Raw genomic sequence first — 26,334 nt, 5'->3', positions numbered from 1 at the left:
ACGGGCGTCAGCCGTAGAAGACGCGCTCGACGACGGCGCGGGCGCGGCGGGTGGCCCGGCGGTAGTCGTCGAGGAGGTCGCCCGCGGAGCCCGGGGGGTGCCCGAGGAGGCGGGCGACGCGGGACAGGTCGCGCGCGTCCGTGGGGACCAGGTCGGAGGGGCGGTTGCGGACGAGCATGACCGCGTTGCGGATGCGCGAGGCCACGCGCCACGCCTCGGCCAGGACCTTCGCGTCCTCCTCCGCGAGCAGGCCCAGCGCCACGGAGGCGCGCAGGACGGGGAGGGTGCGGGTCGTGCGCAGGGCGGGCTCGGCCCCGGCGTGGCGGAGCTGGAGCAACTGGGCGACCCACTCCACGTCGGACAGGCCGCCGCGCCCCAGCTTCGTGTGGAGGGCGGGGTCGGCGCCGCGCGGCAGGCGCTCGGCCTCCATCCGGGCCTTGAGGCGGCGGATCTCGCGCACGGCCGCGTCGTCGATGCCGCCGGGAGGGTACCGGATCGGGTCGATGAGCTCGATGAACCTCCGCCCGAGCGCCGCGTCGCCCGCCGTGAAGCAGGCGCGCAGCAGGGCCTGGCTCTCCCAGGGCGAGGACCAGCGGGCGTAGTAGGCGGCGTAGGAGGCCAGTGAGCGCACCAGCGGCCCCTGGCGGCCCTCGGGCCGCAGCCCGGCGTCCAGGGTCAGCGGCGGGTCGGGCGCGGGCCTGGCCAGCAGCCGCCGCGTCTCCTCGGCCACCGCGTGCGCCGCCCCCGCCGCGTCGCGCTCGTCCGCGCCGGCCAGCGGCTCGTGCACGAACATCACGTCGGCGTCGCTGCCGTATCCCGCCTCGCCGCCGCCCAGCCGGCCCATCGCGATCACCGCGAACCGGGTCGGCAGCGGCCCGCGGCGCTCCACCTCCACCTTGGCGATCGCGGTGTCCACCGCCGCCTGGATCGCCACCGACGTCACCGACGTGATCGCGTCGCCCGTCTCCTCGACGTCGAGCAGGCCGAGCACGTCGGCGACCGCCGTGCGGAACAGCTCCCGGCGGCGCAGGGCGCGCACGGCGGCGACCGCGTTCTCGGCGTCCTGGTTGGGCGAGGCGGTGTGCCGCTGCACGGCGGCGCGGGCCTCGGCCGCGAGGGATTCGCGCGGCCGTACGGCCAGCTCGGCGTCGTCGGCGAGCATGGCCACGGCCTCGGGGGCGCGCAGCAGCAGCTCGGCGGCGTAGCGGGAGGAGGCGAGCACGCGGGACATGCGCTCGGCGGCGGCGGCCTCGTCGCGCAGCAGCCGGAGGTACCAGGGGGTGGTGCCGAGCGCGTCGCTGACCTGCCGGAACCCCAGCAGGCCGGCGTCGGGGTCGGGCCCGTCGGCGAACCAGCCGAGCAGCACCGGCAGCAGCGTGCGCTGGATCGCGGCGCGGCGGGAGACGCCCGAGGTCAGCGCGGCGATGTGGCGCAGCGCGCCCTCGGGGTCGAGGTATCCCAGGGCCTCCAGCCGGGCCTTGGCCGCCTGCGGGGAGAGCCGGGCCTCGTCGCCGGGCAGCCGGGCCACGGCCTGGAGCAGCGGCCGGTAGAACAGCTTCTCGTGCAGCCGCCGCGCCTCCAGCGCGTGCCGCCGCCACCGCGCGGTGAACTCCCCCACCGGGTCCGCGCGGTAGCCCAGCGCCCGCCCGAGCCGCCGCAGCTCCGCCTCCCCCGGGGGCACGATGTGAGTACGGCGGAGCCGCTGCAACTGGAGCAGGTGCTCGACCTGGCGCAGGAAGTCGTACGCCTCGGCCAGCGCCCTGGCGTCGTCGCGGCCGACGTAGCCGCCCCGGGAGAGCGCGGCGAGCGCGGGCAGGGTGGCGCGGCGGCGCAGCATGGGGTCGGTGCGGCCGTGCACGAGCTGGAGGAGCTGCACGGCGAACTCGATGTCGCGGATGCCGCCCGGGCCCAGCTTGATCTGGCGTTCGGCCTCGTCGCGGGGCACGTGCGCCTCGACCCTGCGGCGCATGGCGCGCACGTCCTCGACGAAGTTCTCGCGCTCGGCGGCCGTCCAGACCAGTTCGTCCACGGCCGCGGCGTAGCGCTCGCCCAGCTCCGGGTCCCCGGCGACCGGGCGGGCCTTGAGCAGGGCCTGGAACTCCCACGTCTTGGCCCAGCGCCGGTAGTAGGCCAGGTGGCTCTGGAGCGTGCGCACGAGCGGCCCGGACCGCCCCTCGGGCCGCAGCGCGGCGTCCACCTCCCACAGCGACCCCTCTGGCGTGGTGGCCGAGCAGGCCCGCATCAGGCCCTGCGCCAGCCGGGTCGCCTCCTGGAGCGCCTTGGCCTCGTCCGCGCCGGGCTTCGGCTCCGCCACGAAGATCACGTCCACGTCGCTGATGTAGTTCAGCTCGCGCGCGCCGCACTTGCCCATCCCGATCACGGCCAGCCGGGCCAGGCCCGAGCCGCCCTCGCCGGCCCGCGCGATCGCCAGCCCCGCCTCCAGCGCGGCGGCGGCCAGGTCCGCCAGCTCGGCGCCCACCTCGGCCTGCGTCGCCGCCCCGGTCAGGTCCCGTCCCGCCAGGTGCGCCAGCCGCCCCCGGTAGGCGACCCGCAGCGCCTCCAGCGCCCCGTCCCCGCTCGCCCGCGGCTCGGCCTCCGCCGGGTCGGCCCCCACCGCTTCGAGCAGCTCCGCGCGCGCCTCCGCCGCGGACGGGCGGCGTACGGCGTCGTCGCCCTGGAGCGCCCGCCACTGCTCGGGGTGCCGCACCAGGTGATCCCCCAGCGCGGCGCTGACCCCCAGCACCGCGAACAGCCGGTCCCGCAGCCCGGTGTCGGCGGCCACCGCCGCGACGACCCGGGGGTCGCGCTCCGCCAGCCGCGCCAGCGACCCCAGCGCCAGATCGGGATCGGCGGTCGCGGCCAGCGCCCCCACGAGCCCCTCGTCCAGCCCCAGCGACTCCACGACCCCCGCGGCCCTGGCCGCGTCCCCGAACCCGAGCCGCGCCAGCCGCCCGGACGCCGTCTGAATCCGCGGCTCCGCCATCACGCCCTCAACATAACCCAGCCCCCCACCCCACCCCCCGAACCGCCCGCCCACCCCGCCGAAGCCCTCCCCCCCCCCTCAGCGGACCACCCGCACACCACCTCCGGAAGCGCCCGCCCACCTGCGGAAGGTGATGCTCGTGACAGGCGGGGGCGGGGCGGGGGGCGTCAGGGGGCGGCGACGAGGGTGTCGCCGGAGCGGGTGCGGCGGTAGAGGACCTGGCGGCCCACCCGGTGGCGGTCCACCATGCCCGTCGCGTGCAGCACGCCGAGGTGCTGGCTGACCGCGCCCACGGTCACCCCGATCCGCCGCGCGAGCGCGCTGGTGGAGGCCGGCTCGCCCAGGCTGAGCAGCAGTTCGGCGCGGGTGCGGCCGATGAGCTGCGCGAGCGCGTCCGGCGCGGGCGGCGGCGAGGCCTCCCACAGCGTCCCCACCCCGTCGGGCGGGTAGGCGAGCATCGGGTGGTACGGCGGGACCAGCGTGTAGATCGTCGGCCACGCGAACACGCTGGGCACCAGCAGCAGGCCGCTGCCGCCCATGTCGTCGACGTCGCAGTGCTTGGCCACCATCTCCAGCCGGTCGCCGTGCCAGCGCACCTGCGGGTGGAGGTCGGCGAACAGCTCCGCGGCCCCGCCCATCGCCAGCTTGCGCGTGCGGCGGAGCACGTCGGTCTCCAGCAGCCCCTGGATGCGCGGCCAGTACTCCGCCAGCGCCAGCTCCCAGAACCGCTCCAGCGTGTCCGCGAGCCGCCGCACACCCGCCGCCGGGTCCGCGAGGAACCGCGCGACCACCTCGGGATCGGCCCCGTCCTCCCCGACCTCGCGCACCTCCTGGGCGGCGAGCGCGGGCGGCGTCAGCCGTACGGCGGCCAGCTCGGAGGCGAAGTCGGGCAGCGGCGTGGTCGGCGGCGGCGTGAGGAAGTCGGGGATGTAGCCGTGCTGGGGCACCAGCGCGAGCAGCTCCGACAGGTCGAGCGCGGTCAGCCGGGGACGCACGGCGCGCACCCACGGCAGGTGCAGGGCGTGGGCGCCGGGGGCGCGCAGCGTGCGGAGGCTGATGACCAGTTCCCACAGCGGGGAGAAGGCGAAGCGCACGCGCGCCACGTCCTCCGGGCCGAACTTGAACACCGCCACAGTGAACGCCCCCTCAGCCCGCCGGCACCTTTGTTTTAGTCTCCGCTAAAAGAATCGCAGATTCTCCCGGCGGTCGGAACACTTGGGAACGTGACAGCAGCCACCATTTCCCCCGAAGCCTCGCAAGTACGTTCAAAGCTCCCTCGCCCCTTCTGGGTCCTCTGGGGCGGCACCCTGATCAACCGCGTCGGCACGATGGTCGAGCCGTTCATCGGCGTCTACCTGGTCAGCATGCGCGGCTTCTCCCTGGTGACCGCCGGGTTCGTCATGACGCTGTTCGGGGCCGGCTCGCTGCTCTCCCAGCCGATCGCGGGCTTCCTCGCCGACCGCATCGGCCGCAAGGCGGTCCTGACGGGCGGCATGCTCGCCACCGGCGCGTGCCTGGTCGCGCTGTCGATGATGGACTCCATCGTCGGCATCGGCGTCCTCATGCTGGTGCTCGGCCTGGTCCTGGACGCCTACCGGCCCGCCTCCTCCGCGCTGGTCGCCGACCTGGTCTCGCCGCAGGACCGGCCCAAGGCGTACGCCTTCCTGTTCTGGGCGGTCAACATGGGCTTCACCGCCGCCATGCTGATCGGCGGGTGGCTCGCCGCGCAGAAGGACTTCGCCTGGATGTTCTGGGTGGACGCCATCGCCTGCTCCGCCTTCGGCCTGATGGTGTGGTTCGCGGTGCCGGAGACGCGCGGCGAGGCCGAGAAGGCGAGCGGGAGCTACCTGGACGTGCTCCGCGACCGGGTCATGCTCGGGTTCTGCCTGATCCTGCTGGCCTACACCTTCGTCTACCTCCAGTCCTTCACCACCATGTCGATCGCGATGACCCGGCAGGGCCTGCCCGTGGAAGGGTACGGCCTGGTCATGGCGGTCAACGGCATCGTGATCGTCGTCCTCCAGCCGCTCGTGGCCAAGTGGCTCGGCCGGTTCGACCAGAGCCGGGTGCTCGCGCTCGGCATGGCCCTGGTCGGCGTCGGCTTCGCGGTCAAGGCCCTGATGACCACCGTCGTCGGGTACGGCGTGGCGGTCGCCGTCTGGACCCTCGGCGAGGTCCTGACCGCGGGCATCGCGGCGGCGATCGTCGCCGGTCTCGCCCCCGCCCACCTGCGCGGACGGTACATGGGCCTGTTCGGCCTCACCTGGTCGCTCGGCGGGCTCCTGGCGCCGCTGCTCGGAACCCAGATCCTGCAGCACGCGAACGTCCCCACCCTCTGGGTCACCTGCGGCGTCCTGGCGGCGCTCGGCGGCGCGGGCCAGCTCCTCATCGCCCCCGCCGTCCGCCGCCGCGCCCTCGTGACCGCCGAGGCGGCCGCCTGAGCCGTACGGCAACGCCCGAGCCGTACGGCGACGCCCGAGCCGTACGGCACCGGCTGAGCCGTACGGCTGTCGTGGACGGCCCGGCCGCGCGGGAGGGCGGCGGGAGGCGGCCGGGGAGTGGCCGCGGGGAGAGCCGGTTCCGGAAGGTCGTCAGGCCCATCGGGAACCGGCTCTCACGGTGCGGGGGTCCCGCGCCATACACTCTGCGCGATGTTGAAATTTCGGGTCCTGGGGCCGTTCGAGGCGCTTGACGGCGACCGCGTGCTCGACCTCGGCGGGCGGCGGCAGCGCAGCGTCATCGCGCGGCTGCTCACGGCGCAGGGGCGGGCCGTCACCGCGGACCGGCTCATCGAGGACCTGTGGCCCGGGGAGCCGCCGGCGCAGGCGCTCGCGACCGTCCAGGGGTACATCTCCCGGCTGCGCGGCGCGATCGAGCCGGGCCGGGCGCCGCGGGCCCCCGCGCGGGTGCTGGTGACCGCGCCCCCGGGATACGCCCTGCGGGCGGCGACCGACCAGGTGGACTCCTGGCTGTTCGAGACGATCGTGAAGAACTCCGCCACGGGCGACCCCGGCGAGGAGTGGGAACTGCTCGGCCGGGCGCTGGACCTGTGGCGCGGGCAGGCGCTCGCGGAGTTCGCCGACCTCCCGTGGGCGGCGAGCGAGGCCGAGCGGCTGGACCAGCTCCGGCTGGCCGCCTTCGAGCGCCGGGCGGACGCGGCGCTGCGCCTGGGGCGGGCCGCGCAGACCGTGCCGGACCTGGAGGCGCACGCCGCCGGCCACCCCCACAGGGAGGAGGCGTGGCGGCTGCTCGCCCTCGCGCTGTACCGCAGCGGGCGGCAGGCCGACGCGCTCGCGGCGCTGCGGCGGGCGCGAGCCGTGCTCCGGGACGAACTGGGCCTGGACCTGAACCCGACGCTCCAGCGGCTGGAGGCCGACATCCTCGGCCAGGCCGAGCACCTGAGCCCGCGGGATCCCCGGGACTTCCGGGAGTCCAGGGAGTCCGGGGAGGAACGGTCCAGGCCGGTGGATCTCGGCCCGGTGACGCGGCTGGTCATCGCCGACGACCAGGCGCTCGTGCGCAAGGGGCTGCGGCTGGTGATCGAGTCGGAGCCGGGCCTTGAGGTGGTCGGGGAGGCCGAGGACGGCGAGCAGGCCATCGCCGTCGCCATGCGCGCCCGTCCGGACGTCGTGCTCATGGACATCGGCATGCCGCGGCTGGACGGGCTGGCGGCGGCCCGGCGGCTGCTCGCGGAGGCCGCGCCGCCCCGGGTGATCATGCTGACCACGTTCGGCAGCGACGAGAACCTGTACGCCGCGCTGCGCGCCGGGGTGAGCGGCTTCCTGCTCAAGACCTCGGCCCCCGAGCAACTGCTGGAGGCGATCAGGGTGGCGGCGGCCGGGAACGCGCTGATCGACCCCGCCGTCACGACCCGCCTCATCGCGTCCTTCGCCGAACGGCCCGCCTCGGGCGTGCCGGGCCGGCTGGCGGGCCTGGCCGAGCGGGAGCTGGACCTGCTGCGGCTGCTCGCGCGCGGGCTGTCCAACGCCGAGATCGCCGGGATCCTGCACGTGACCGAGGACGAGGTCGCCGCCCGGGTGGAGGGCATCCTCGGCGCCCTCCGGCTGCGCGACCGCACCCAGGCCGTGGTCCTCGCCTACGAGTCGGGACTGATGTCGTCCCACCCGTCCTGAACTGGGAAGACGAGGACAGGGACCGCCCGTGCGAACCGCCCCGGATCTTGGGTGGGGAGCCGAGTAGGGTGGTCGTGTGGTCCGACTGCGCATCGCCCTTGCCCAGATCGACTCCACCGTGGGGGATCTGGCGGGCAACTCCTCCCGTGTCCTGGAGGCGACCCGCGCCGCCGCCGAGCGCGGCGCCCACCTGGTCGTCTTCCCGGAGCTGTTCCTCACCGGGTACCCGGTGGAGGACCTCGCGCTCCGCACGTCGTTCGTGGACGCCTCGATCGAGATGACCGCGCAGCTCGCCCGCCGCCTCGCCGACGAGGGGCTGGGCGAGGTCCCGATCGTGCTGGGCTACCTCAACCGCGCGGACCTGGAGCCGCGCCTCGGGCAGCCCGCGGGCGCCCCGCTCAACGCCGCCGCGATCATCCACCGCGGCGAGGTCGTGGCCAGCACCGCCAAGCACCACCTGCCCAACTACGGCGTCTTCGACGAGTACCGCTACTTCGTGCGCGGCGACCGGCTGCCGATCTTCCGGCTGCGCGGGGCCGACGTCGCGGTCGCCATCTGCGAGGACCTGTGGCAGAACGGCGGGCCGGTGTCCGTCGTCGCCGAGGCCGGGGCCGGGCTGCTCGTGGTGCCGAACGCCTCGCCGTACGAACGGGACAAGGACGACGTACGGCTGGCGCTGTGCCGGCGGCGGGCGCGGGAGGCGGGCTGCGCGCTGGCCTACGTGAACGCCGTGGGCGGGCAGGACGAGCTGGTCTTCGACGGGGACTCGCTGGTCGTGTCGGGGACCGGGGAGCTGCTGGCGCGGGCGCCGCAGTTCGCCGAGGAGCTGCTCGTGGTGGACGTGGACGTGCCCGCCGCCGACCCCGAGGCGCCCTACGGCGAGTTCGGCGTGGACGCGCAGGACGGCACGTCGATCGTGGTGGAGCGGTTCGCGCTGCCCGGGGAGCCCGCGGAGCCGTACCCTCCGGCCGATCCGGGGATCGCCGCCCGGCTGGACCCGCTCGGCGAGGTGTACGCCGCGCTGGTGCTGGGCGTGCGCGACTACGTGCGCAAGAACGGGTTCCGGTCGGTGGTCCTGGGGCTGTCCGGCGGGATCGACTCGGCGCTCACGGCGACCATCGCCTCCGACGCGGTCGGGCCCGACCGGGTGCACGTGGCGCTGATGCCGTCGCGCTACTCCTCCGAGCACTCGGTGTCCGACGCGGAGGAGCTGGTCAAGCGGCAGGGCGTGCACTCGCGGACCGTGCCTATCGGCGGGATCGTGGACGCGTTCGAGCGCGAGATCGAGCTGACCGGGCTGGCGGCGGAGAACCTCCAGGCGCGCGTGCGCGGCATGATCCTCATGGGCCTGTCCAACGAGCACGGCCACCTGGTGCTCACCACCGGCAACAAGAGCGAGCTGGCCACCGGCTACTCCACCCTGTACGGCGACTCCGCGGGCGGTTTCGCGCCGATCAAGGACGTGCCGAAGACGATGGTGTGGGAGCTGGCCCGCTGGCGCAACGCCCAGGCCGGGAAGCCGTCGGGCCTGCCGGAGGGCTTCCTGCACCCCTTCCCCGCCCCGCCCATCCCCGAGAACTCGATCACCAAGGAGCCCAGCGCCGAGCTCCGCCCCGGCCAGCGCGACGTGGACTCCCTCCCGCCCTACGAGGTCCTGGACCGCCTCCTGGACGACTACGTGGAGAAGGACCTGGGCCGCGACTCCCTCATCGCCGCGGGCCACGACCCCGCCCTGGTGGAACGCGTGATCCGCCTGGTCGACCAGGCCGAGTACAAACGCCGCCAGTACCCCCCGGGCCCCAAGATCACCCCCAAGAACTTCGGCCGCGACCGCCGCCTCCCCATAACCAACCGCTGGCGCGAGACCACCTGACCCGCCCCGCCGCATGCCCCAAGGGCTCGCTCAGGCCCCTGCTCCCGCAGTCCCGGAGTGGGGCCCGAACCCTGGGTGACGGTGGTTTCCGGCGGCCGGAGGTCCACGCCGGGGGCGTGACCGGCCTCCAGCCCTTGACTCTGCCTGTCCATCGCGTGAGCCTTGGGCTCACGGAGTAGGCAGGAGGTCGCAATCTCATGCAATCTCACGGCGACGGAGACGATCTCTCTCTGAGCTTCTACTGCAAAGATCCTGGCTCCAACCAGGACAACGAGTGCGAGACCTTCTACCGGACGGACCGGGGCTCCTGGCTCGTACAGGTGAAGAAGCGCGGTCCCAGGGTGCAAGCGCAGCTCGTCGGTCTCGGGGAGGATGAGACGTTCGGGGAACTGTCAGAGCGCACCGTGAACGCATTCGTCCGGAAGTACGTGAGGGAGCGGTATGGAGTTGATCTCCCCGAAGGAACGGGCTGATCTGGTCAACGGCGTCAGCCGTGAGGCCCTCCACGTCGAGATGCGGGACAACTACGGCATAGACGCCGAGCTGTTCGCCAACTGGCAGGCGGGCGACCGGGAGGAGGTGCCACGCGTCCTCAAGCCGTGGTGCGACCGGGTCCGGGCCGGAGTTTCAGCCGGGAAGACCTACCGTCGCATCTGTGTGGTGTCGGAGCCTTTGTCCGCCTATCAGCGATGGTGCTTCGAAGCGACGAACGGGCTCAAGGTCGAGGCGGGGGAAGACCTGCGCTGGGTGCCGCGACGACTCACCTCGACGTTGAGGCTGCCGGGGAACGACTTCTGGTTACTGGACGGCGAAACGGTTGTGTTCAACGTCTTCGACGGCGAGGACAAGCGCGCCGAGATTCAGCTTTGCCGAGACCCCGCTATCGTGAAGTATTGCGCGGACGCGTTCTCGGCCCTGTGGGAGCTGGCCGTTCCGCACCGCGATTACCGGCCCCTCTGACAGCCCCCGCCTTGTCGCAACGAGACCAGGTAGAAGCCGTCCGCAAGGCGTTCGGGCAGAGGCTACGCGGCCTGCGCCTGGACGCCCGCCTCAACGGCCGTCAGCTCTCCGCACGATCCGGGATGCACACCTCCAAGATCTCCCGGATCGAGCTGGGACGGCAGAATCCCACGGAAGAGGACATCAGGGTCTGGTGCCGCGCGTGCCGGGCCGAGGACCAGATCCCCGAACTGATCGCCGCGCACCGGCAGATCGACGAGATGTGGGAGGACCACCGGCAAGCGCTGCGCGCCGGGCTCGCGCAGCAGAGCGAGCGGGTCAAGCCGCTCTATGAGCAGACCAGGCTGATACGCGCCTATGAGCCGCAGACCGTTCCCGGCTTCCTCCAGAGGCCGGGGTACACGCGCGCCGTCATCGAGGACGTGACTCGATTCCACGGCCTCGCCACCGACATCGACGAAGCCGTCGAGGGGCGGTTGAACCGCTTGCGCGTCCTTGAGTCCGGCACCTGCATGTTCTCCTTCGTCATCGAGGCCGGGGCGCTCTACGCCCAACGGGGCGGCCTCGCCGTGATGCTGGATCAATTCGACTACATCGAACGCGCGGCCGACTTCGCAAATGTGGCGCTTGGCATCATTCCCCTTGGCCGGCTCCGGACGATCTGGCCGGGCGAAGGGTTTTACATCTACGACCAGTCGCTTGTTCGCAGCGAGCACTGGACCGGGGGCTATCGCACCAAGCGCCCCAGCGAGATAGAGACGTACCTGAGGATCTTCAAGCTGTTGCAGTCGCTGGCCGTCTACGGCGACTCCGCGCGGGCGGAGATAGACGCCGCTCGGCGGCTGCTGCAATCTCGTGAAATCTTCTAGCCCCGGCTGCATCCGGGCTCCTACCGTCGCGGCATGGTCAGGGAGACGACGCGGGACGCCCGCGGGGCGGGCGGCGAGGGTGATGATTTCCTGGAGATGGCCGAGGAAGCCGTCCAGGAGCACGTCGGGCGTCTGGAGGCGCTCGGGGAGGTTCTTCGCGGGTGCGGGCTGCGGACGCTGCTGGTCCGCAAGGTACGGCTGAGCATGGGACAGGAGACCGGGTGGCGCTGGGTGCGTCACGGCCGCCCCGAGCTGATCGTGTACGCGGCGAAGGTTCGCGGCCGGCAGGTCGCACGTGTGGAGGTGCTGGACGGCCCGGAGGTCTCCTTCGTGGTGCGCCCGGCGGGCGAGGAGGCTCTCCGGGCGCGGACGCCGGCCGGGGACGTGGCCGGCGTGGCCGCGGTAGTGGAGCCGGCCGGAGCCGTCGCGGGGGAGGCCGGGGAGGTGCTCGCCGATGCCTGACACCTCGTGGGTCCGCTATCTGGAAGAGGTGCCTGACTGGATCATCGAGGCCGCGGAGGGGAAGGGCTTCGGCGACTTCTACGGCCTGCTCTCTTCTCACTGCAAGGGCTGGACCGGCCTGGACGGGGCGAACTTCGTCGTCCACGGGTTCAAGTTCCGCCACCTGGGCGAGGTGTGGATCAAGGATCGTTCGGTGCCCGATCTCCTGATCCTCATCAGCCGGGTCGAGCGGGCTTACACGCGCGGCGCGCGGGCGCTGGACGCGCTCGAACAGGCCGTCGAGAGCGGGCGTGCCGACATCCGCGAGGCGAAGGTGAAGGCCGGAGGGGACGCCCAGGCGGAAGGGGGTGACCCGTAGACGTCGCCCCTTCCATGCCGCGCCTTCCGAGGGCGGGGGGCGGGGGCGCGGGGCCGTGGCCGGGCGGATCATCCGGGTAACCTGCTGGAAACACGGGCAGGACACACTGGGATCCGGCTCGATGTCCGTCTCACCACTGGATGGGGATTGCCTTGGACCGCCAGCAGGAGTTCGTGCTCCGCACGCTTGAGGAACGCGACATCCGCTTCATCCGGCTGTGGTTCACCGACGTGCTCGGTTTCCTCAAGTCGGTGGCGATCGCGCCCGCCGAGCTCGAAGGCGCCTTCTCCGAGGGCATCGGCTTCGACGGCTCGGCCATCGAGGGCTTCGCGCGCGTCTACGAGTCGGACATGCTGGCCAAGCCGGACCCCTCGACGTTCCAGATCCTGCCGTGGCGCAGCGAGAACCCGGGCGCGGCCCGCATGTTCTGCGACATCCTCATGCCGGACGGCTCCCCGAGCCACGCCGACCCGCGCTGGGTGCTCAAGCGCACGCTGGCCCGGGCCGCCGACATGGGCTTCACCTTCTACACCCACCCCGAGGTGGAGTTCTTCCTGTTCAAGGAGCGCCCGGACGAGGACGGCGGCGAGCCGACCCCGGTGGACGCGGGCGGCTACTTCGACCACACGCCGCACAGCGCCGGGCACGACTTCCGGCGCAACGCGATCATGATGCTGGAGTCGATGGGCATCTCGGTGGAGTTCAGCCACCACGAGGGCGCCCCCGGCCAGCAGGAGATCGACCTGCGCTACGCCGACGCGCTGACCACGGCCGACAACATCATGACGTTCCGCCTGGTCATGAAGGAGGTCGCGCTGGAGCAGGGCATCTGGGCGTCCTTCATGCCCAAGCCGTTCACCCAGCACCCCGGCTCCGGCATGCACACCCACATGTCGCTGTTCGAGGGCGACCGGAACGCCTTCTACGAGCCCGGCGCCGAGTACCAGCTCTCCAAGGTGGGCCGCTCCTTCATCGGCGGCCTGCTGCGCCACGCCGCCGAGATCACCGCCGTCTGCAACCAGTGGGTCAACTCCTACAAGCGGCTGTGGGGCGGCGTCGAGGCCATCGCGGGCATGGGCGGCGAGGCGCCGTCCTACATCTGCTGGGGCCACAACAACCGGTCCGCCCTGGTCCGGGTGCCGATGTACAAGCCGTCCAAGGGCAACTCCTCGCGCATCGAGTTCCGCTCCCTCGACTCGGCCTGCAACCCCTACCTCGCGTTCGCGATGATCCTGTCGGCGGGACTGAAAGGCATCGAGGAGGGCTACGAGCTCCCGCCCGGCGCCGAGGACGACGTGTGGGCCCTCACCAGCGCCGAGCGCCGCGCCATGGGCATCGACCCCCTCCCCCAGAGCCTCGACGAGGCCGTCCACGCCATGGAGCGCAGCGAACTGGCCGCCGAGACCCTGGGCGAGCACGTCTTCGACTTCTTCCTGCGCAACAAGCGCGCCGAGTGGCAGGAGTACCGCCGCCAGGTGACCGCCTACGAACGCGGCCGCTACCTCCCCATCCTCTGACCCCTCGCCCCGGCCCCGCTTCAGCCGTACGGCTCAGCGGGGGCAGGCCGGGCGGTAGGGCAGGTCGGGGACGTGGGCGCGCCATTCCTCCCGCGTGAGGTCCCGCCCGGCCCGCGCGCAGACCAGGGGGAGCGCCGCGTCCGGGTCGGCGACGTGTTCGCGGAGGACGTCGTCCGTCCCCGTCGAGTAGAGGCGGGTGCCGTCCTCGTCGAACGCGATGGCCTTCACCTCGTCGGGGAGGGTGATGGTGAGGCCGAGTTGCCTGCGGGACGCGGTGTCCCACAGGCGGATCGACCTGCCTCCGGACGTGGCGAACGTCGCGCCGTCCGGGGCGAAGACCACGTCGGTGGCGTCGGAACGCACCGGGAGGCCCACGGGCCGCAGGGTGCGCGCGTCCCAGAAGGCGACGTCGCCCGCGGCGGTCACGAGGAGCTGCCCGTCGGGGCTGAACACGCGCGCCGCCCCCGACGCCTGGCTCGGGCCCGGCGACCTGGGCGGCGCCCGGCCCGTCGTCAGGTCCACCACGCCGCCGCCCTCCTTGCCGTCTGCGAGGAGGTATCGGCCGTCAGGGCTGAACGCCATCTGCATGAGCCCGTCGAACGCCGGGGGGATGAGCCCGTCGATCCAGCGGCGCTCCCCCGTGTCCCACAGCCGGACCAGGGGGGTCGTCCTCGGGGGCGGGACGCTGTCGTCCGCCGCGGGCTCGTCGTGGAGGGACACGGCCAGCCTCCGTCCGTCACGGCTGTAGGCGAGACCGTTGACGCCCTGGCCCTCGGCGGCCCCGCTCACGCGGGCCTCGGCGACCCGCCGCCCGGAGGGCACCTCCCAGAACGTCACGCGGGCCGACTCCGACGAGCCCACAGCGAGCACCCGCCCGTCGGGCGAGAACGCGAACCGGGGCAGGTGGATCATGTCCGTCGCGGGCTGGACGGGCTCGAAGGCGAAGGAGGGGCCCAGCGGGCGCCTGGCGCGCACGTCCCAGAACCGCGCCCGCTCGCCCTGCGTGCCACCCTCCTGCCGGACGAGAACCCGCCCCCGGGGGTCGAAGACCGTGTTGAACGCGGACGTGGGGAAGGCGGACGCCCTGGTGATCGAGGCTACGTCCAGCGTGATCACCCGGCCCAGGTCGCCCAGAAGCCGCAACGTCCCGTTGTCCGGAGACAGCGCGGCCGCCTCCCAGACGGTCTCGCGAGGGCGGTGCCGCAGCAGTTCCGCGCCGTCGCCGGAGACCGCCCACAGCCGGACCTGCTCGGTGGTGGTCTCCACCAGGAACCGGCCGTCTTCACTGAACCGGAGGGAGGCCCCGACGCTCGCGCTCAGCAGCTTCTCTCCGGGCTCGCGGGTCCGGTGGTCCCACAGGCGGACCTCGCCGTCCGTCTCGCCCACGGCCAGCAGGCCGCCGGGAGTGAAGGCGGCCGTGTGCCCGGGGATGCGCACCGGCTCGCCGCCCCGCTCCAGGTCCCACACCCTGATCCGCTCGTCGACCGCGCCGGCCGCGAGGTACCGCTCGTCCGGGCTCAGTGTGCTCGTGTCACCGCTGACGGCCGGGTCCCTGATCATCATGACCCGCCTTCCGGAGGGTGCCTCGCGCACGTCGAAGCCGACGTCGTCGTCGAAGAAGACGACCCGGCGCCCGCCGCGGCCGAACAGCGCGGCCCCGAGGTCCTTCCCGAACGGGGGGCCGAGGGGCTTCCCGGTCGCGACACTCCAGAACCGCGCGGCGCCCCGCTCGTTCACGGCCACGAGCGTCGTGCCGTCCGGGGACAGACCGGTGTACGCGGGCGCCGGATCGACCCCCGGGAAGCGCCGGACCAGCTTGTGCGTCCCGACGTCCCACACGCGCGCCTCGCCCCCGCTCACGGCGGCGAGGAGCCGTCCCTTCGCGCCCAGGCCGTACGCGGTCCCCTCGGTCGCGCCCGGCTCCTGGAAGGACGCGCTCTCACGCTGGACCAGGGAGCTGAGCACCGCGCCCCGGCTATCGCGGATGGCGGCCAGCCGGTAGGCCGCGACGCTGAGCAGCATCGCCGTCTCCGGCCGGGTGGCGCGTAGGGCGTCGGCCTCGGCGGCGATCTGCCGGGCCAGGGCGCGGTCACGCTGGCCCGCGGCGTCGCGACGCTGGGCGTCGGCCTCGCGGCGCTGGGTCTCGGCGAACGTGACGGCCGCGAGGGCCACCACCAGCAGCACGGCCAGCGTCGCCGTGACCGCGCGGCGCGTGCGCTGGCGGCGGCGGGCGTACGCCGTGCCGGCGTCCAGGAACTCGCGTTCCAGCGGCGTCAGGGTGAGGTGGCGCCGGCCGGTCGCGGCCCAGCGGAGAGCGGCCTCCAGGGCCCCGCCCTGGTAGAGGTCGCCGGGCCGCCGCCCGCCCGCTCGCCACCCCCGCGCGTCCTCGGCGAGCCGCCGGTACACCGGCAGGCCGGGCCGCTCGGCCTCGATCCACTCGCGCATGCGCGGCCACGCCCGCAGCAGCGCGGGCTGGGCCAGCGACACGCGGTCCCCCACGTCGGTGATCAGCCCGGCGTCGCGGTACCGCTCCACCACCGCCCACACCTCCGGGCGGGTGCCCGCCAGCTCCTCCGGGCTCGCCGCCCGCCGGGCGTCCTCGCCGTCCGCCGTCGAGCTCACCAGCCGCAGGAACACCTCCGGGGCGGCCTCCCGCTCGCCGGGGGCCAGGCCGGCGAAGACCCGCTCCGCGACGTCCCCCACGCCCGGATCCGCCCCCGCGTCCGCGAACGTCCCCCCGGCCGCCCTCGCCCCCCGTTCCAGCAGCGCCTCGTCGGCCTCGTCCCCGTCCGCGTCCCCGCTCGGGCGGGCCGCGGGTCCCCTGCCGCCCGTCGCGCCGTCCGCCGGGGCGCGCGGCGGGGCCACGGCCACCGGCTCCTCCCCGGGCGCGGCCAGGGCGTCCTCCCCGCTCATCGCCGGGGCGGCCCGCCCCTCCCCGGCGTCCTCCGCGCCGCGCGCCGGGGCGGCGGCCGTACGGCCTGAGCCCGGGGGCGATGGGGGCGGCGCCGGCGGCGAGGGGACGTGGGCGGTGTGGTCGAGGATGGTGAGGAGGAGGTCGCGGGCGGACGGGCGGGATTCGGGGGCCTTGGCGAGGGCGGCGGCGACCAGGGGGCGGAGCGGGTCCGGGAGGGCGTCCAGGGCGGGGACGTCGGTGAGGACCCGGTACATGACCGCGCCGAGGGTGTCGCCCTCGAAGGGGTCTCGGCCGGTGGCGGCGTAGAGGACGACGCCGCCCCAGGCGAAGACGTCGGCGGCGGGGGTGGCGCGATGGCCGACGAAGACCTCCGGGGCCATGTAGGCGGGGGTCCCGGCCACCCGGCCGGTGGTCGTGAGCGACATGTCCCCGGTGCGAGCCACGCCGAAGTCGATCACGCGGGGCCCGTCGGGGCCGAGGAGCACGTTGTCGGGCTTGAGGTCGCGGTGGATGACGTCCGCGCGGTGGATCGCCGCCAGGGCCGTGGCGATCGCCGTCGCCAGACGGACGAGGTCGCCCCCGGAGTACGGCCCGTCCCGGGCGACCGCGTCGCGCAGGGTGGGCCCGCTGACGTACTCGCTGACGACGTACGGCCGGGGGCCGTCCAGCTCGACCGCGACCACGGAGGCGGTGCAGAACGCGGCCACGCGACGGGTGGCGAGGACCTCCCTGGCGAACCTGTCCCGCGCCCCGGCGTCTCCGGCGAAGTCCCCGTGCAGCACCTTGACCGCGAAACGGTCCCCGGCGTCGTCGTAGGCCTCGTAGACCACGCCCTGCCCGCCGGATCCGAGCCGGCCCGCGAGCCAGTACGCGCCCAGCCGTTCGGGGTCCGCCGCCGTGAGGGGAGCCAGGTCCATGCCCCTGTGACGCGCGGCCGTCCCGAAGGGTTCGCCGTTCCCCGGGGACTCCTAAGCTCTGCGCATGGAACCCCGCATTCTGGTCATCGAGCACGAAGCGGACGCCCATCTGGGGTACTTCGCGGAGTGGCTCGGGCTCCCCTGTGACATCGTGCGGCCCTATCTGGGCGATCCCGTGCCGCCGGCGCCGGAGGGCGCCGGGCTGATCGTGCTCGGGGGCGAGCCCTCGGCCGACGAGGACGACCGTTATCCCTGGTTACGGCCTACGCGCGCGTTGCTCAGGCGGGCCGTGGAGGCGGAGGTCCCGACGCTCGGGATCTGCCTCGGGGCGCAGCTCCTCACCCTGGCGTGCGGCGGGGAGGTGCGGCCGGGCTCGCACGGGCTGGAGACCGGGCTCCTCCCCGTGCGGAGGCTCCCGGCGGCGGACGCCGACCCCCTCATGCGGGGCGTCCCCGCCACCGCCCTCGCCGTCCAGTGGCACAAGGACGCCATGACCCGGCTCCCCGAGGGCGCCGTCCCCCTGGCGACCGGGGACGTCTACCCCGCCCAGGCCTACCGCCTCGGCTCCTGCGCCTGGGCCGTCCAGTTCCACCCCGAGGCCACCTACGACATCTACGAGTCCTGGATGGCGGGCGGCGCCCACAAGGTCACCGCCGCCGGGCTCGACCCCCAGCGGGTCCTCGCCCAGGTCAAGCAGGTGACCGACACCTGGCGCCCGCTCGCCGCGGCCTTCGCCGACGCCGTCCGCGCCGCCGCCGCGTCCCGCTGACCACCCGCCGCCCGCCCCCGCCGGCGGCTCGCCTCCGGCGATCCCGCGTGCCGTTCCGGCGGGGACGCCCCGCGGGCCGTACGGCCGCGCGCCCCGGCCGTACGGCCCGGCGCGCGGCTCAGGCCGTACGGCCCGCACGATCAGGCCGTACGGCCCGAAGCGGGGTCAGGCGGGCGGGGCGAAGCCGCGGAGAAGGGCGTCGAGGAGGACCTCGGGGTAGTCGGGCGGGGCGGGGGCGTCGTGCCAGGCGGCCCGGTTGCGGTAGAGGAGGGCGCCGACGATCGCCGCGTGGGCCAGGTCCAGGTCGAGGTCGGCACGGAGCTCGCCCGACTCCACGCCGCGCCGGAGGACGTTCATGAGGGCCTGGCGGTGGGGGGCCATCACGGTGTGGCGGTAGTCCCGCATGAACTCGGGGTGCTTCTCCGCCTCGGCCTGGACGATGCGCATGATGCAGCCCAGGCGGTCGTCGCCGCGGTGCACTCCGACGACCCGCATGAGGGTGAGCAGGTCCTCGCGGACGGACTCGCCGGCCACCTCGGGGGGCGGAGGCTTGATGGTGGCCAGGGCGTCGATGAGGAGGGCCTCCTTGTTGGGCCAGCGCCGGTAGATGGTCGTCTTGCCGACGCCCGCCCGGGCCGCGACGGCCTCGATCGACAGCCGGCTCACGCTCGCCACCTCGGCGAAGAGGTCGAGCGTGGCCTCGATGATGGCCCGCTCGGCCCGTTCGCTGCGTGGGCGGCCCGGCGACCGGACCGTCGCGCCCTTCACGTCGTTCATCGTCCTAACTCATGCCCCAACAGACACTTCTTCGCGCCGGACCGGCCCGGGCGTCGTCCGGTCAACCGTAGGCCGCCCGGGCATCCACCGCCACACGACCAGCATCCCGAGGAGAGCGATCGTGCCGGACACGAGCGCGGTGATGTGCACTCCGTCCACGAACGCGGCGTTCGCCTCGGCCAGGATACGGCCGGCGCCGGGCCCGAGCCGCGAGGCGACGGCGTGGGTGCCCTCGATCGACCCGGCCGCCGCGTCCCGCAGCGCCGCCGGGAGCCCGCCGAGCAGCGGCTCCATGCGATCGCGGTACGTCGCCGCGACGACGGAGCCGAGCACCGCGACGCCGAGCGCGACGGCGACCTGGCGCGCGACGTTCTGGACCGCCGAGCCCGCGCCGGCCCGCTCGCGCGGCAGCGCCGACATGATCGACTCGGTGGCGGGCGGCATGACCAGCGCCATCCCCGCGCCCTGGAAGAACATCGTGACCTCCAGCAGCCAGATCGGGCTGTCCACGCCGATGGTCCGGTAGCTGTAGAGCGCGGCGGTGAGGAGCAGCAGGCCGGTCACGCCGACCGCCCGCGGCCCGAACCGCTTGACCAGCCCGGCGCTGCGCGGCGAGACCAGGAGCTGCGCGATCGCCACCGGGAGCACCAGCGCGCCCGACTCCAGCGGGCTGAACCCGCGCACGCTCTGCAGGTAGAACGAGATGAAGAAGACCACCCCGGCCATCGCGAAGAACACCAGCGCGATCGCGGCCACCGCCACCGACAGGCGCGGGTCGCGGAAGAGCCGCACGTCGAACGCCGGATGCGTGATCCGCGACTCCCACCAGGCGAACAGTCCCAGCACCGCGAGGCCGAGCACGATCGGCCCGAGCACCAGGGGCGAGGCCCAGTCGCCGGTGTCGCCGCCCTCGATGATCCCGTACGTCAGGGCGACCAGCCCGACGATCGACAGGAGCACGCCGAACGGGTCGAGGCCGCCGCGCAGGGGGCTGCGGGACTCGGGCACGATCGTCCTGATCAGCACCAGGCCGATCAGCACGACGGGCACGTTGACGAGGAACACCGAGCCCCACCAGAAGTGCTCCAGCAGCAGGCCGCCGGTGATCGGCCCGATGGCGATGGCCAGGCCCACCGCGCCCGCCCAGATGCCGATGGCCTTGCCCCGCTCGTGCGGCTCGAACACGTTGCTGATGATCGACAAGGTCTGCGGCATGACGGCCGCGCCGCCCAGGCCCATCAGGGCGCGGGCCCAGATGAGCTGGTCGGGGCTCTGGGCGTACGCCGACAGCAGCGACGCCAGGCCGAACACCGCCATGCCCGCCATGAGCAGCCGCCGGCGGCCGAGCCGGTCGCCGATCACGCCGAACGTGAACAGCAGCCCGGCGAACACCAGGGTGTAGGAGTTGATCGACCACTCCAGCTCGGCCTGGGTCGCCCCCAGGCCGGCGCGCGGATCGGCGATCGTCTTCAGCGCGACGTTGAGGATGGTGTTGTCGAGGACCACGGCCAGAAGGCTGAGCACGAGCACGCCCAGCACGTACCAGCGCCGTGGATGACCGGTTTCGGGAGGTACTGAGGTCACAGGGGTCCACCAAAATTCGATACGAGACGGTTGCGTATCGACACTACGCCTCCTCCTTCCGATACGCAACCGGATCGTTTCGATACTGGCGCGGGACCGGCCGATCGAGCCGATGGATGGGAACCCGGACGAGGGGTGTTATACGTGGCGGTCGCGTGAAATCATCGAGTAAGTCCGGGGACGCCACAGGGGCGCCACGAGACCTGGAGGTATTCACATGTCCTCTGCCGCCGCATCCGCTCCTTCCGACCGGTCGACCGCCCTGTACGGCGGCCGGACGGGACGCCGGATCACCGTCCGAGACATCGCCGCGGCCAAGTCGCGCGGCGAGAAGTGGCCCATGGTCACCGCCTACGACGCCATGACGGCGCGCATCTTCGACGAGGCCGGGATCCCGGTGCTGCTCGTCGGCGACTCGGCCGCGATGGTCGTCTACGGCTACGACTCCACGCTGCCGGTGACCGTGGACGACCTGATCCCGCTCACCGCGGCGGTCGTACGCGGCTCGTCCCGCGCGATGGTCGTCGCCGACCTGCCGTTCGCGTCGTACCAGGGCTCGCCCCAGCAGGCGCTGGAGACCGCGGCCCGATTCCTCAAGGAGGCCGGGGCGCACGCCGTCAAGCTCGAAGGCGGCCGCCGCGTGCTCGCCCAGGCCGAGACGCTCGTCGCCTCGGGCGTGCCGGTGATGGGCCACCTCGGCCTCACCCCGCAGTCGGTCAACGTCTTCGGCGGCTACCGCGTCCAGGGCCGCGGCGAGTCCGGCGAGGAGCTCATGGCCGACGCGAAGGCCCTGGAGGCCGCCGGCGCGTTCGCGATCGTCCTCGAATGCGTCCCCGAGGAACTCGCCCAGCGGGTGACGGCCGCCCTGTCGATCCCCACGATCGGCATCGGCGCGGGCCCGTCCACCGACGCCCAGGTCCTCGTCTGGCAGGACCTCGCCGGCCTCACCCCGCACACCGCCAAGTTCGTCAAGAAGTACGGCGACGTCGCCGGCGAGCTCGACCGCGCCGTGCGCCGCTTCGCCGACGAGGTCACCACGGGCGTCTTCCCGGCCCCCGAGCACAGCTACCACTGACCCGGCCCGCGGCGGCGCACGCCGCGTGACGGATGTGCGGACGTACGGCGGCGCCGCCCGGCGCCGCCGCACCCGTGCCACGACCCGGTGCCCGCCGTACCCGTGCCCTGGCCGCCGGGGTCAGCCGCCCGGCGTCGCCGTACGCGGGTCAGCCGGTCTTGCCCACGGCGATCGCCCAGGCGCTCTCGGGCACCTCGAAGGGGAACTCCCGCAGCTTGCCGGTGCGCACGTCCAGGACGTGGAACACGTCGTCCTCGCTCCCGTCCTCGGGCTCGGTCCGGAGCAGCACCTCGCGGGCGCCGAGCCAGCGCTCGAAGCGCCGCGTGTCCTCGCCCGCGTCCGCCACCGGAGCCCGGCTCACGACCTTGCCCGTGACCGCGTCCAGGACGAGCAGCAGGTCGTCCTCGCGCGCGTCCGCGCCCCGCGGCCACTCCTGCGTCGAACTGGTCAGGAAGGCGAGCCTCCGCCCGTCCGGCGAGAGGTGCCCGCCCCCGTAGGCCAGCCGCCCGTCCAGCGGGACGCCCTTTCCCGCCCGCCCGCCGGGCCTGGTCAGCCGTAGTTCGGCGGTGGTGCCGAACCCGGGCACGTCGTCGCGGTTCCGCTGGGTCACCAGGGCCGCGACCGCCTTCCCGCCACCGCTCAGCCCGAGGCACACGGCGCCGCCGTACTCACGCCGCCTGCCCGTCTCGAAGTCCAGCAGCGAGGTCTCGGCGGACGCGTCCCCGACGTCGGACACCGCGATGTACCGGCCGTCGGGCGAGGCGTCGAGCACCGCCTCGGAGGCGAGCTCCTCGGCGATCTTCGCGGACGCCGGCAGCTCCTTCCCCGAGGGCAGGTCCCGGACCACGAACCGGGACTGTTCCGCGTGGAAGTACACGAAGCGCCGCCCGTCAGCCGTGACGAAGGCGGGCAGCGTCTCCTCGGACCCGTTCTCCCCGGCCGCCTCGGCGACCTCCACCTCCTCCCCCGACTCGGTCATCAGGGCCCACCCGCCGCAGCCCGCGCCGCCCTCGCAGGCTTCCTGGTAGGCGAACACCACCGGCTCGCCGACGGGCGCCGGCCTCCCGCCGGGAGACGGCTCCGGCCGGGGCTCCTCCTCTTCCCCGTGCGGCACCCCGGCCGTCGCCGGATGCTCCTCCGGAACCTCCGGCGCGCGGCTCGCCGCGTCCATGATCACGCCGAGCGACATCGCGGCGACCGCGGCCACGGCTATGGCGGCCACGCCGCCCGCGAATACCGCCCGCCGCCGCCGCAGCGTCCGCACGACCCCCGCGACGACCCCGCCCTCGGGCGCCTGCCGCCCCAGCTCCGCCAGCGCCGCCCGCAACCGCGCGGCCTCCGCCTCCCCGGGCGCCCCCGGCCGTCCCGCCGCTCCCGGTCGCCCCGGATCCACCACCGCGCCGGCCGCCGCGTCCGCGACGCCCGAGGCCGGGCTCTCCCGCCCGTCCGGGGGGACGGGCTCTCGCCGTACCGCGTCGCCGGGGTCGCCAGGATCGCCAGGGTCGCCAGGGTCGCCGGGGTCGCCGGGGTCGCCGGGGTCGCCGGCGGGTACGGCGGGGCCGCCCGTCCCGGTCCGCCCGGCCGGGGTCCCGGGTTCTCCCGCGGCCGTCCCGTCATCCGGCCGCGTCGCCCCGAGGTCGGGCCGGGCCGCCGGCGAGTGGGCGTGGATGTCGAAGAGCGGCACCCCGGCGCCCGCCCCCGGCCGCGTGTCCCCGGGCCGCGCCCCGCCCGCCTCGCCCTTGGCACCCTCACCCTTGGCACCCGCGCTCGTGGCCGCCTCGCTGCCGGCCGCCTCGCTGCCGGCCGCCTCGCTCTTCGCGGCGCCGGCCGCCTCGGCGGCGTCCTCGCCGGCCCCGCCCCCGGTCTCGCTCTCACTCCCGGGTGGCGCTCCCCCGGCCGGTGGTACGGCTCGCGCCCCGGGCTTGGCGGGGAGGAGGGGCAGGAGCGCGGCGAGCGCGGCGCCGGCCTCGGCGGCGGCGGTGGGGACGGGGACGCCGCAGAGAGCCGCCGCCCGCGGCAGGGCCCGGCCGTCGCCGAAATGGGCGACCGTGATCGCGCGGCGGAGCGGCGGCAGCGCGCCGAGTCCCCGGGCGAGCCCGCCACCGGGCATCCCATATGTCCCCGGGGCCGCAAGGAATGCCCGATAAATACGGAATTCAAGGCCATTGACGGGATCGGCGGACACCTTCGCCCACGTCTCCCCCGCGTCCTCGAGGGCCCCTTCGACCAGGGCACGCGCCCGGGCGGGGTCGCCGGTCAGGAGATAGGCCGTACGGAGGAACACCTTCTGGTGCTCCTCCGCGAACCGGCGGAACCCCTCCAAATTAGGCATAAGCCCTAATTATCGGGATTACTCACAGAGAATCGAGGGCTTGGGAGAAATCAGCCCACAAATCCTCCGGGTCCTCGATGCCCACGGCGACGCGGATCGTGCCCGGGCCGATGCCCGTGGCCGCCAGTTCCTCGTCGCTCAGCGACCGGTGGGACGACGTGGCGGGGTGCATCACGAGGGTCTCCACGCCGCCGAGGGAGACCGAGAGGTTGGCCAGCCGCACGGCCTTGAGGAACGCCGTGCCCGCCGCGCGCCCGCCCGCGAGGTCGAAGGCGAACAGCCCGCCGAAGGCGGGGAGGAAGCCCTTGGCCACCTCGTAGGACTCGTGCGAGGGAAGGCCCGGCCAGTGGGCGCGGGTCACGGCGGGGTGGGCGTCCACGCGGCGGGCCAGGTACTCGGTGTTCTCGCAGTGCCTGCGCATCCGCAGGGGCAGGGTCCGTATGCCCCTGATGGTCAGCCAGGCGGCGAACGGGTCCGGCGTGGACCCGAGTTCCACGCCGAAGTGCCAGACCTTGTGGTACAGGTCCCGGTCCGCGAACACCGCGACGCCGCCGAGCACGTCGGAGTGGCCGCCGAGGTACTTCGTGGCGGAGTGCACCACGATGTCGGCCCCCAGCTCGATCGGCCGGCACAGGATCGGCGAGGCGAAGGTGTTGTCCACCACGCTGACGAGACCCTTCTCCCGCGCCACGGCGAACATCGCCGGCAGGTCGGAGACGTGGCACATCGGGTTCGCGATCGTCTCCAGGTAGAGCACGCGCGTCCGCGGCCGTACGGCGGCGCGCACCTCGTCCGCGTCGTGACCGCTGACGAACGTCACCTCGATGCCGAAGCGCCGCTGGAAGTCCATGATCGAGGCATGCGTCCCGCCGTACAGCGCGCGCTGGGCGATGACGTGGTCGCCGGACTCGAGCAGCCCGAGCAGCGCCATGTTGATGGCGCCCATCCCGGAGGACGTCGCGACCGCCCCGACCCCGCCCTCCAGGTCCGCCACCGCGTTCTCCAGCGCCCGGACGGTCGGGTTGGACAGCCGTCCGTACACGAAGGACCGGTCGGGCACGGCCATCGAGTCGGCGAGCACCTCCGGGTCGTCGAAGACGTACGTCGAGGACTGGTAGATCGGGACGCTGACCGGGCGGCTCCCCTCCAGCGCAGGCGCGGCGATGCGGACGGCCCGGGTGTCGGTGCTGTGCTTCATGCCTCCAAGCATCTCAGCAATGGTCCGTGACAAAAGCGCCAATGAATGGCAAATTGGTTTGCTGATGAGACCATTGGAGACCCTGCTCGGCCGCTGGTCCTCCGGGCGCGGGCCGCTGCACCTGCTGCTGGCCACCCGGCTGCGCCAGTTGATCGACGACGGCCTGCTGCCGCCGGGCGCGCCCATCCCGCCCGACCGCGTGCTGGCGAAGAAGCTGGCCATCGGCCGCACGACCGTCGTGGCGGCCTACGAGGTGCTGCGCCAGGAGGGCCGGATCGTGCGCCGCCAGGGCAGCGGCACGCGCGTCGCCCCGGCCGCGCTGTCGAGCACGCGCCGGGCGCCGGACGGCGGCGGGCGCAACCCGCTGTTCCTGCACCTGCTGGAGCCGCCGGACGACGTGCGCCTGCTCACCTGCGCCGCGCCGCTGGCCCCGCCGCCGCAGCTCATCGAGGCGCACGCGAACGCCCTGCCCCGGCTGGCCGCGCTGTCCGACGACATCGGCTACCACCCGGCGGGGATCTGGTCCGTACGGCGGGCCGTGGCCGAGCGGTACACCCGGCGCGGCCTGCCCACGCGGCCCGAGGAGATCCTCGTGGTCACCGGGGCGCAGCAGGCGCTGTCGCTGCTGGCGCGGCTCCTGGTCGCGCCCGGCGACTCGGTGGTGGTGGAGGCGCCGACCTACTCCGGCGCGCTGGACGTGTTCCGCGACGGGGCCGCGGCCCTCCGGCCGGTGCCCGCGGGCGACGTCGGGGCGTACACCGAGGCGATGGACGAGTACCGGCCCGCCATCACCTACCTCGTCCCGACCTTCCACAATCCCACGGGGAGCGTGCTCGGGCGGTTCGAGCGGAACGCGATCGTGCGCACGGCCAAGGAGCTCGACCTCGTGGTGATCGAGGACGACGTGCCCGCCGAGCTGTCCTTCCACGACGACGAGCCGCCGCCGCTGGCCGCGGGCGGCGGGGAGAACGTCATCCAGGTCGGGTCGCTGAGCAAGGTCGTCTGGGGCGGCTTCCGCATCGGCTGGGTCCGCGCCGCGCCCGCCCTGGTCAACCGGCTCGCCCGGCTCAAGGCCATCCACGACCTCGGCAGCGACACGATCGCCCAGCTCGCCGCCGTGGAGCTGCTGCCGAACCTGGACGAGATCCGCGCCGAGCGCGTGGCCCGCCTGCGCGAGCAGCACGACCACCTCTGCGCCGAGCTGCGCGAGCACCTGCCGTCGTGGCGCTTCGAGCCCGCGCGCGGGGGCCAGACCCTCTGGGTCCGCCTCCCGTCCGGCGACGCCACCTCCTACGCCCAGGTCGCGCTGCGCCACGGCGTGGCCGTCCTGCCGGGCGTGCACTTCGACCCGAACGGCGGCAGCCAGGACGCGCTCCGCGTCCCCTTCGTCTACCCGAAGGCCGACCTCAGCGACGCGGTCCGCCGCCTCGCCCGCGCCTGGTCCTCCTACTCCGGCGGACGCGGCGAACGCGACTCGCTCCACGCCATCGTCGTCTGACCCCGCCCGCGGATCTCCGCCGGGCTCACGCCGTACGGCACCGCGCCCCGCGCCGTACGGCGAGATGCCCCGCGCCGTACGGCGAGACGCCCCGCGCCGTACGGCGAGACGCCCC

19 protein-coding genes are annotated in these 26,334 nt (G+C 74.0%); 12 read left to right on the top strand and 7 right to left on the bottom strand.

Annotated elements, in window-relative coordinates; translation table 11 throughout:
• Positions 1–7 precede the first annotated feature (7 nt).
• Positions 8–2,983, bottom strand: a complete 2,976-nt coding sequence (locus tag D5H75_RS13720) for a bifunctional [glutamine synthetase] adenylyltransferase/[glutamine synthetase]-adenylyl-L-tyrosine phosphorylase (protein ID WP_119926821.1) — start codon at positions 2,981–2,983, stop codon at positions 8–10.
• 167 nt (positions 2,984–3,150) lie between these two features.
• Complete coding sequence (locus D5H75_RS13715; RefSeq protein WP_242454219.1) at positions 3,151–4,110, bottom strand: ArsR/SmtB family transcription factor; 960 nt, start codon at positions 4,108–4,110, stop codon at positions 3,151–3,153.
• A gap of 96 nt (positions 4,111–4,206) precedes the next feature.
• Between D5H75_RS13715 and D5H75_RS13710 the strand changes: the two genes are divergently transcribed.
• From D5H75_RS13710 to glnA, 9 genes are all read left to right on the top strand, one after another.
• Positions 4,207–5,424 carry an MFS transporter gene (locus D5H75_RS13710; protein ID WP_242454218.1) on the top strand — a complete coding sequence of 406 codons (1,218 nt, stop codon included), beginning with the start codon at positions 4,207–4,209 and terminating at the stop codon, positions 5,422–5,424.
• A gap of 210 nt (positions 5,425–5,634) precedes the next feature.
• The gene (locus tag D5H75_RS44510) at positions 5,635–7,116 is read left to right on the top strand and encodes a BTAD domain-containing putative transcriptional regulator (RefSeq protein WP_119926818.1); all 1,482 of its coding nucleotides are present in this window, start codon (positions 5,635–5,637) and stop codon (positions 7,114–7,116) included.
• A gap of 76 nt (positions 7,117–7,192) precedes the next feature.
• Positions 7,193–8,989, top strand: a complete 1,797-nt coding sequence (locus D5H75_RS13700) for an NAD+ synthase (RefSeq protein ID WP_119926817.1) — start codon at positions 7,193–7,195, stop codon at positions 8,987–8,989.
• A gap of 197 nt (positions 8,990–9,186) precedes the next feature.
• Positions 9,187–9,462, top strand: a complete 276-nt coding sequence (locus D5H75_RS13695; RefSeq protein ID WP_119926816.1) for a hypothetical protein — start codon at positions 9,187–9,189, stop codon at positions 9,460–9,462.
• A complete protein-coding gene (locus D5H75_RS13690; protein WP_119926815.1) occupies positions 9,431–9,949 on the top strand; it encodes a DUF6879 family protein in 519 nt (172 codons plus the stop codon). Before D5H75_RS13695 ends, D5H75_RS13690 begins: the two co-directional genes overlap by 32 nt.
• Positions 9,950–9,960: 11 nt before the next feature.
• On the top strand, positions 9,961–10,818 hold the full coding sequence (locus D5H75_RS13685) for a helix-turn-helix domain-containing protein (RefSeq protein ID WP_202638121.1): 858 nt from the start codon (positions 9,961–9,963) through the stop codon (positions 10,816–10,818).
• A gap of 33 nt (positions 10,819–10,851) precedes the next feature.
• Entirely contained in the window at positions 10,852–11,280 is a 429-nt protein-coding gene (locus D5H75_RS13680; protein ID WP_119926813.1) for a hypothetical protein, read from the top strand.
• Complete coding sequence (locus D5H75_RS13675) at positions 11,273–11,638, top strand: hypothetical protein (protein WP_119926812.1); 366 nt, start codon at positions 11,273–11,275, stop codon at positions 11,636–11,638. Before D5H75_RS13680 ends, D5H75_RS13675 begins: the two co-directional genes overlap by 8 nt.
• Before the next feature lie 152 nt (positions 11,639–11,790).
• On the top strand, positions 11,791–13,155 hold the full coding sequence (glnA, locus tag D5H75_RS13670) for a type I glutamate--ammonia ligase (RefSeq protein WP_119926811.1): 1,365 nt from the start codon (positions 11,791–11,793) through the stop codon (positions 13,153–13,155).
• A 33-nt stretch (positions 13,156–13,188) separates the two neighbouring features.
• Here the strand turns inward: glnA and D5H75_RS13665 are convergent, their stop codons facing one another.
• Positions 13,189–16,986: a protein kinase domain-containing protein gene (locus D5H75_RS13665; protein WP_119926810.1), complete on the bottom strand. Its 3,798-nt coding sequence runs from the start codon at positions 16,984–16,986 to the stop codon at positions 13,189–13,191.
• A 64-nt stretch (positions 16,987–17,050) separates the two neighbouring features.
• Here D5H75_RS13665 and D5H75_RS13660 point away from each other — a divergent pair, with 64 nt between their 5' ends.
• Complete coding sequence (locus tag D5H75_RS13660; RefSeq protein ID WP_119926809.1) at positions 17,051–17,755, top strand: type 1 glutamine amidotransferase; 705 nt, start codon at positions 17,051–17,053, stop codon at positions 17,753–17,755.
• Positions 17,756–17,920: 165 nt separating this feature from the next.
• On the opposite strand, the gene D5H75_RS13655 is transcribed toward D5H75_RS13660, so the two are convergent.
• Positions 17,921–18,532 (bottom strand): TetR/AcrR family transcriptional regulator, encoded by a 612-nt coding sequence (locus tag D5H75_RS13655; protein ID WP_119926808.1) that lies wholly within the window; start codon positions 18,530–18,532, stop codon positions 17,921–17,923.
• A gap of 9 nt (positions 18,533–18,541) precedes the next feature.
• Positions 18,542–20,116, bottom strand: a complete 1,575-nt coding sequence (locus D5H75_RS13650; RefSeq protein WP_119926807.1) for an MFS transporter — start codon at positions 20,114–20,116, stop codon at positions 18,542–18,544.
• Positions 20,117–20,333: 217 nt separating this feature from the next.
• Here D5H75_RS13650 and panB point away from each other — a divergent pair, with 217 nt between their 5' ends.
• The gene (gene panB / locus D5H75_RS13645) at positions 20,334–21,191 is read left to right on the top strand and encodes a 3-methyl-2-oxobutanoate hydroxymethyltransferase (RefSeq protein WP_119926806.1); all 858 of its coding nucleotides are present in this window, start codon (positions 20,334–20,336) and stop codon (positions 21,189–21,191) included.
• Between the two features lie 148 nt (positions 21,192–21,339).
• Here panB and D5H75_RS41510 read toward each other — a convergent pair whose 3' ends face one another.
• Both D5H75_RS41510 and D5H75_RS13640 read right to left on the bottom strand, forming a co-directional pair.
• Positions 21,340–23,523, bottom strand: coding sequence for a SigE family RNA polymerase sigma factor (locus tag D5H75_RS41510; RefSeq protein ID WP_202638190.1), 2,184 nt, complete (start codon positions 23,521–23,523; stop codon positions 21,340–21,342).
• A gap of 22 nt (positions 23,524–23,545) precedes the next feature.
• Entirely contained in the window at positions 23,546–24,721 is a 1,176-nt protein-coding gene (locus tag D5H75_RS13640) for a trans-sulfuration enzyme family protein (RefSeq protein WP_119926805.1), read from the bottom strand.
• A 64-nt stretch (positions 24,722–24,785) separates the two neighbouring features.
• Between D5H75_RS13640 and D5H75_RS13635 the strand changes: the two genes are divergently transcribed.
• The gene (locus tag D5H75_RS13635; protein ID WP_119927112.1) at positions 24,786–26,219 is read left to right on the top strand and encodes an aminotransferase-like domain-containing protein; all 1,434 of its coding nucleotides are present in this window, start codon (positions 24,786–24,788) and stop codon (positions 26,217–26,219) included.
• The last annotated feature ends 115 nt before the right edge of the window (positions 26,220–26,334 follow it).

The sequence above is a fragment of the Bailinhaonella thermotolerans genome (genome assembly GCF_003594875.1).
In the GTDB taxonomy this organism is placed as follows: Bacteria; Actinomycetota; Actinomycetes; order Streptosporangiales; family Streptosporangiaceae; genus Bailinhaonella; species Bailinhaonella thermotolerans.
The sequence above is the reverse complement of the archived record's forward strand: the minus strand, read 5'-3'. Positions and strand labels throughout refer to the sequence as shown.